General features: G+C 55.2%; 7 protein-coding genes. All 7 read right to left on the bottom strand.

The genetic code is table 11. The features are described 5' to 3' along the window. Positions 1–289 precede the first annotated feature (289 nt). Positions 290–922, bottom strand: coding sequence for a helix-turn-helix transcriptional regulator (locus tag ACQRAJ_RS08615; protein WP_427748371.1), 633 nt, complete (start codon positions 920–922; stop codon positions 290–292). A gap of 31 nt (positions 923–953) precedes the next feature. Then, positions 954–1,637, bottom strand: a complete 684-nt coding sequence (locus ACQRAJ_RS08610) for a DUF3990 domain-containing protein (protein ID WP_427748370.1) — start codon at positions 1,635–1,637, stop codon at positions 954–956. Between the two features lie 101 nt (positions 1,638–1,738). Next, entirely contained in the window at positions 1,739–2,329 is a 591-nt protein-coding gene (gene yihA, locus ACQRAJ_RS08605; RefSeq protein ID WP_055252447.1) for a ribosome biogenesis GTP-binding protein YihA/YsxC, read from the bottom strand. A gap of 42 nt (positions 2,330–2,371) precedes the next feature. Continuing rightward, complete coding sequence (mtnN, locus tag ACQRAJ_RS08600) at positions 2,372–3,109, bottom strand: 5'-methylthioadenosine/S-adenosylhomocysteine nucleosidase (protein ID WP_427748369.1); 738 nt, start codon at positions 3,107–3,109, stop codon at positions 2,372–2,374. A 79-nt stretch (positions 3,110–3,188) separates the two neighbouring features. Beyond that, positions 3,189–4,307: a serine hydrolase gene (locus ACQRAJ_RS08595; RefSeq protein ID WP_427748368.1), complete on the bottom strand. Its 1,119-nt coding sequence runs from the start codon at positions 4,305–4,307 to the stop codon at positions 3,189–3,191. 227 nt (positions 4,308–4,534) lie between these two features. After that, positions 4,535–5,353 carry a pyruvate formate-lyase-activating protein gene (gene pflA / locus ACQRAJ_RS08590; protein ID WP_427748367.1) on the bottom strand — a complete coding sequence of 273 codons (819 nt, stop codon included), beginning with the start codon at positions 5,351–5,353 and terminating at the stop codon, positions 4,535–4,537. Between the two features lie 186 nt (positions 5,354–5,539). Further along, positions 5,540–6,394 (bottom strand): DegV family protein, encoded by an 855-nt coding sequence (locus ACQRAJ_RS08585; protein ID WP_427748366.1) that lies wholly within the window; start codon positions 6,392–6,394, stop codon positions 5,540–5,542. Positions 6,395–6,610 lie beyond the last annotated feature (216 nt).

Here is a 6,610-nt window from a genome sequence, read left to right as displayed (position 1 = left end):
GCGGATTGTTTTCAGGGGAAGCCCCAAGGAGACCTACGCGACCTCGACAGGATAATCGCATTCGCTGATTTAATATTGCGCTCCTTCGGAGCTGCGGATAAGCGGGCCTCGTGCTGCGGAATGTTTTTAAGGGGATGCCCCCGGGTGGCCCTATGGCAACGTGGCTAGCGATGTCTATAGGGACCCACGCTTTGAAGGGGCGCCGGGCTGAAATTATGGCCCTTTATTGATAGGGGCTCTTGCTAGGCTGGAGCACTTACCAGCAACAGGCTTCGACTATGTGCTTGGTTTACGCCGCACTGGGTTCCTTGTATTCGAAGACTGGTTCTAGGAGGTCTTCGATGTTGCAGTGGAGGGCTTTTGCTATGGCTCTTACGCTTGTTACCGAAGCTTCATTGATGTTTCTCTGGCGCTGCTCGTACATTTGGATTGAGCGGAGTGACACACCCGATTCGTATGCTAGGTCTTGTTGGGTTTTCTTAAGCTTCTTTCTTGCTAACGCAAGTTTGGTTTGCCTGGACGCTTTTTTCGCCATATCGCAGACGAGGCGAGCCACTCGTTCCTCCGAGGCTTCGTGCCAGGGGTAATACAGACTGCGCAGCACATCAAATGGAACGACATGCAGCAAATCTTCGAAAGACTCTCCTAGGCGCCACTGCAGGTATGCCAGCATCCAGCCCGCCCAATATTCCGGCGTCTTCTCAAATCGATAGGTGCAGTCCGGTATAGACCTGTTTTGATAGCCCGACCTTTCAGCGATAAGCGCGAACAGCTCAACACCCGATTTTCCCGACACTACCCATGCGTTGCCGCGCTCAAACTCGCGAGCAACCCCGCTCAGGCAAAAGAGTTCAGCAACTTCAGATCCTTCTGCTCCATAGTCATTGACGGCATAGTCGAAGCAGTCGCCGAGGTTGTTCATTGCGTCCTCAAGGTAGTAGACGGGATATGTCCTACTCGGTCCACGATCTGTTAACTCTTGGATCATTTAAATCAACCCTCCCTGCCATTAAATCCCTAATGTCGATACCTTCGGAATCGAACCCATTGACCGTATCCAAGTATTTGCGTCGAGCATTCTGCTCTCGCTCAAAACGCTTGGGATAAAACTCAGACCCCGAAGCCCGCTTCCAATCGCAGAATCTAATCATCGAAAATGCGCGCTCGCTCATAAGGGCATATTGGATACCCAAATCACCCAAGCACATGATACGTTGCAGCTGTCTGAGCGATATCATGCCGCTGACAAACTGTCTTGCAAACGAAAAATAGGAGTCGTCAGCACGATAGCCTCGAATAACGTCATAAGGAGATGTATCAATTAAGCAGTTATCAAGTAGATAGCGAAGCCCTTCACGCGCCAATGGCGTCGAAACATTGAACTCTCTGTTATTCGCCAGAATTGCAAGCCAATTGAGGATTGAAAACTCCCCAGACTCCAAATCCAAGACCGAAAGGCCATCTAAATCAAGCTCATATCGATTGGCAACGCCATCAGACTCGGTCCGGCATGCCCATTCCATCGCCATTTCCTCATGTGACGTGCAATAAAACCCGCGCCCATAGTCATTGAATTGTCTGCATTTATCCAACGACGGACGTTCGACAACAACCTCCGACCCGTGCCAAAGCTCCATATCGACCTCCAAACAAAAATATCACCCCAGTGATAGTGTACCAACAACTATCACTGGGGTGATATAGATAGATGCAAACTATTGTCTGCCAAGAGCCCCTACTAGAGGCAGGCCTCGGCAATGCGGCGCTTGAGCTCGTCGATGCCGGTGCCGGTCTGGGAGCTTGTGATGATTACGTTTTCGGCCGGGACGTTGAGTTGCTTTTTGATGGCTGCCGCTTGGCGTGCCTGCTGGGTGCGGCTGAGTTTGTCGGCCTTGGTGAGGCAGACGATAAAGTTGAACTCGTTGCCCTGCAGGTAGTCGATCATGTCATGGTCGAGCTTGCTGGGGTCATGGCGAATGTCCACCAGCGACACAACCAGGTTAAAGCTGCGCTCGGAGTCGAAGAAGTCGCCGATGAGCTCGGCCCAGCGGTCGCGCTCGGCCTTGGAACGACGGGCGAAACCGTAACCCGGCAGGTCCACAAAGTGCACGTCGTCGGCCTCGAAGAAATTGATATTGCTCGTCTTGCCCGGCGTGCTCGAAACCTTGACCAGGTTCTTGCGGCCAAAGAGCTTGTTCATGATGGACGACTTGCCCACATTGGAGCGGCCCACAAAGCTCACCTCGGGACAGGTGGACTCGGGGATCTGCGAAACCTTGCCGTAGCTGGCGACGAACTTGGCAAGCTGGTAGTTAATGGAATCGGCCATGGATACTCCTTGGTCGTAGGTTCTTACAATAGGGATGCACGATTACGCAGCGGCGATGCAGCGGACGATATCGAGTGTAATGCCGCTCGCGGTGCGGGCGTACTCGTCCAAATCGAACTCTCGCTCGCAAAACGCGTCATATGCCTCGTCACAATTATCGCTGATAGCACGCAGCACCAGACAATCGACACCGTTCTTGGCTGCAATATGGGCAATCGCAGCACCTTCCATCTCAACGCAATCGGCATGCGTCGCCTCGATGGCGGCGGTGCGCATGGCGTCGCCCGTTACAAAGCGGTCGCCTGTAGCGATAGTGCCAACCAGGAACTGTTTATGGTCCTTCTCCGCAGCGGAATCAGAAGCGTAAGCATCGATAAACCCATGTTCGGCAAGCACGGTGGTGGCGATGTCAACCAGAGCCGGTGTCGAGGCAAACTCCTCAAGCTCCGGCGCCGACTCGGCGATGAGCGCCGTGTCGGTATCCAGATAGCGCAGGCACTTGCCAATAACCACGTCATTGATATGGAGTTTGGAGTTTAAGCCACCCGCAATACCCGAAAACACAACGGCCTGCGGAGCATATTTGCTGATGAGATGCTGTGTTGCACCGGCGGCGTTTACGGTTCCCATGCCAGCGGTCGTGGCGACCACTGACAGACCGTTGAGCTCGCCGCTTACAACGCTCAAGCCTGCCTCTTGCGACACATGGGCACCGTTCAGTTCTTCTTTAATCTGCGCAACCTCTTTTTCGAGCGCACCGATGATTGCGATGGTAGGCATACCATCCCCCAAACCTGTGAAAACTGTTTATCCACGGTATGGTACCAGCATTTTGACTCAACCGCGCAATACGAAGCCGTTAGGCCAGCGCAGCGCGGGTATCGTAGAGCGCCTTGGCGATGGCGGCCACGGCCTCACTCGAACGGTCACTCCACGGCATCGACGTCATGATGCTCATAATGTAGGTGTCGCCATCGACATCGATGAGGCCAGCATCGCACGTCGCATTGCAACCTGCCTCGCTGATCCAACCGGCCTTGTTACACACCATGGCATGGTCGTCCGCAATGCCGTCACGGATAAAGGACCGGGTCGTAGAGGCCAGAAGGCCCGACAGCCATTGCGACGTCTCGCTCTCGCGGCTCAAATACTCGCTCATCTCGCGCCACAACTTGGCCGAGGTGCGCGGGCAATAGGTGGGGAAATCGCTCATTGGATCGAGCGCGACCTCGTCTTCGACGCCGAGTGCGGCAATCCAATCCTCGTAGCCATCTTGATCAAACGTTGCACGCAACGCGACAAACGAGTCGTTATCCGAGTTGACGACCGAGGTCTCGATCAGGTCGCGAACCGTCAGCCAGCCCATACTGTAGCCGCCATAGGTGCCCAGAGCATCATCGAGCGATACTTGCCCTGTCTCGACCAGTAACTCGCAGACGTAGAGTACATAGAGCGCCTTGTAGCTGCTCGCACCGTACACCTCGGCGTCCGCGTTATACGTCACGCCCTTGCCGCTCGACAGATTGTAAAACACCACGCCCACGTCGCCCAATTCCTGGGCCTGATCAAGGGTATCTTGGAGCGCGGCGAGGCTCTCATCCTCCAGGGCGGGGATCTGGTCATCAACCAGTGAGAAGGTCTGCACGGTATCGCCTGAGGGAATATCGTTAAAGTCCGCCTTCGAAAGCCTCGTCTTGAGGCTCGCTGTCGACAGGGTTTGACTTGCGGTGGCTTTAGATTTAGAGACCTTTTTGTTTTGCGTCTGTACCGTTGACGCATCTGAGTGTGCCGTTCGCTCCGACGCGTAGGTTTTAGCGGTAATTCCGAGGATAATAACCGCCAACGTTAGCATCCCCATGGCGGCAATCTTCGTCACGCGGATGCGAGCGTCGGCAAGGCCACGCGAAGACGTGCCCTTCGTCTCATATCTGCTGCTATGCTGCGGCACATGCTCGTCCCGCGATGCGTCGTTTCGCACGTGGTCTCCTGGCTGCTCCCGTTCATATACGAGCAGCATAATACCGAGCAGGCATTTCTTTCCAAAGATATTCAGAAGCGTTTAAGGTGTCTTTAAAGAAACCACAAGCGTATTTATCCAAATGGCACGATTCTGTTGCGCATCTCACCGCAACCCAGAGAGCAGTCTTTTTAGGACGGGGCTCTTTTAGCTACTTCTCCACCCTACCGGCCCCAAATGAGCTACCCCTAGCCGATAGCGTTTTTGAGTTCCGCGCGGCGCTTTTTCATGCCCGTCATGACGGCGTTGCGCAGCTCGGGCATGCGCGCGGTATCCATCTGTGGAACGCCCTCGAGCTTATAGGGAATCCCCAGCTGCTCATACTTGACGACGCCCATCGTGTGATACGGCAGCATTTCCAGGCCCACCACGTTATGCCACGGGGCAATCAGACGACCGAGTGCCTCGCACTCCTCTGCCGTGTCGGTAATGCCCGGTACTACCACGTGACGGATAACGACCTTGATTCTGCGACGCGCCAGCTCATCGCCAAACGCCAGGATGCGTGCAGGATCGCAACCGGTCAGCTTTTTATGCTCGACGGGATCGGCGTGTTTAATGTCGAGCAGCACCATATCGGTCTCGTTGAGTACGGCATCGAACTTCTCGGGATGCGTGGGGTCGAACGCATAGCCGCAACTATCCAAGCAGGTATGTACGCGACCATCGGGGTTGTTGTGCATTGCGCGGAACAGGTCGGCCAAAAACTCAGGCTGCAGGAGCGGCTCGCCGCCGGATACCGTAATACCACCGCTGCGGTAAAACTCATGGTTGCTCTGGAACTCGTCTATCAGGTGCTCGACGGTCACCATGGTGCCGCCGTTAACCGACCAGGTATCGGGGTTGTGGCAATACGCACAGCGCATGGGGCAGCCCTGAACAAACACCACAAAGCGGATGCCGGGTCCATCGACCGTTCCCATCGTCTCGATCGAATGTACGCGGCCCAGGGCAAACGCGGAGTCCTCAGGACGAGCGTCCATACCCTCGAGCTTCATCTCAGCCATTCCCGCTACCTTGCCTCTCATTGGTTTTAGCTACATAAATACCAGAGTCATTCTAGCCTATATGCTTGATGGCGAAACGGTTTAGCGGTCAATTGGATTGTCCTATTTGGCCCCATGCAAAAGCGGCGGGAAGGTTGTCGCAACCCGCCCGCCGCCGAGGCAATAGAAATCGATAGACGCCAGGCGTTACGCCTTGAGCGTGAGCACCGCGCCGAAGGCGGTCGGGCCGCAATGGCTCGAGATGACGCCGCCGACCTGAGTCCAGGTAACGTCCTTAAAGCCCAGGTCGTGCGCATAGACTTCCATGTCGTCGCGCAGCTCCTCGGAAAGGCCTACCGAATACGCCAGGCCAATGTGCGAGTAGTCAATTTCGCCCTTCGCAACCATGTGGTCAATAAAGGCGCGGGCGCACTTGAGCATAGAGCCGCGGAACTTCTTGGTCGCCACAAACTTGCCACCCGTTACCTCAATGCAGGGCTTAATCTTGAGCAGATGGGCACCTAGGAACGCCACGTTGGACAAGCGACCGCCCGCCTTAAGGAAGGCAAGGTCGGTAGGAACAAAGCCCAGCAACACGCGGTCCATAACGGAGTTCGTAAAAGCAAAGATCTCGTCGACGGTGGCATCGGGATGAGCCTCGATGTATTTGGCGGTCTCGACGACAACAAGCGACTGGCCCACCGAGACAAAACGCGTGTCCATGGAGAACACGTAGTCGCGCCCCTCTGCCGCGATCTTCGAGGACTGATGCGAACAGGTCGTGGCCTCGGAATACGCAAGATGCAAAATGGTCGCGTCGGGCTGCTCGGCGTGAATGCGGTCGTACACGCGAGAGAAATCTGCCGGCGCGCAGCCGCTGGTCTTGGGCATCACGCCAAACTCGTTGCAGCGCGAATAGATCTCGAGCGGATCGATCGAGCCGTCCTCGACGGTCTCGTCACCAATCGTGACATGCATGGGCACACGCACGATGCCGTAGCGTTCGCAGAGCTCTGGCGTCACATCCGAACCAGATTCAACCACGATTACGTACTTGCCCATTCTTATCACGACCCATCTCGACGTTGACTTTTTAATATGTGACGCACGTCCGCCGTCCTGCTACAGAACGGTCTCCAAGCGCCAAAGAGACGCCGTCCCTTGCACAAAACAAAGGACAGCGTCTCCCTGGAAAACTCCGTTCTTAACTGAGATTTTACACGGTTTATTACTAAGTGTTACTTACTCCGCAAACGGTAGCTATACGCGATAAACGGT

The organism is Collinsella sp. SGI.184 (genome assembly GCF_050313415.1).
Lineage (GTDB): Bacteria > Actinomycetota > Coriobacteriia > Coriobacteriales > Coriobacteriaceae > Collinsella.
The sequence above is the reverse complement of the archived record's forward strand: the minus strand, read 5'-3'. Positions and strand labels throughout refer to the sequence as shown.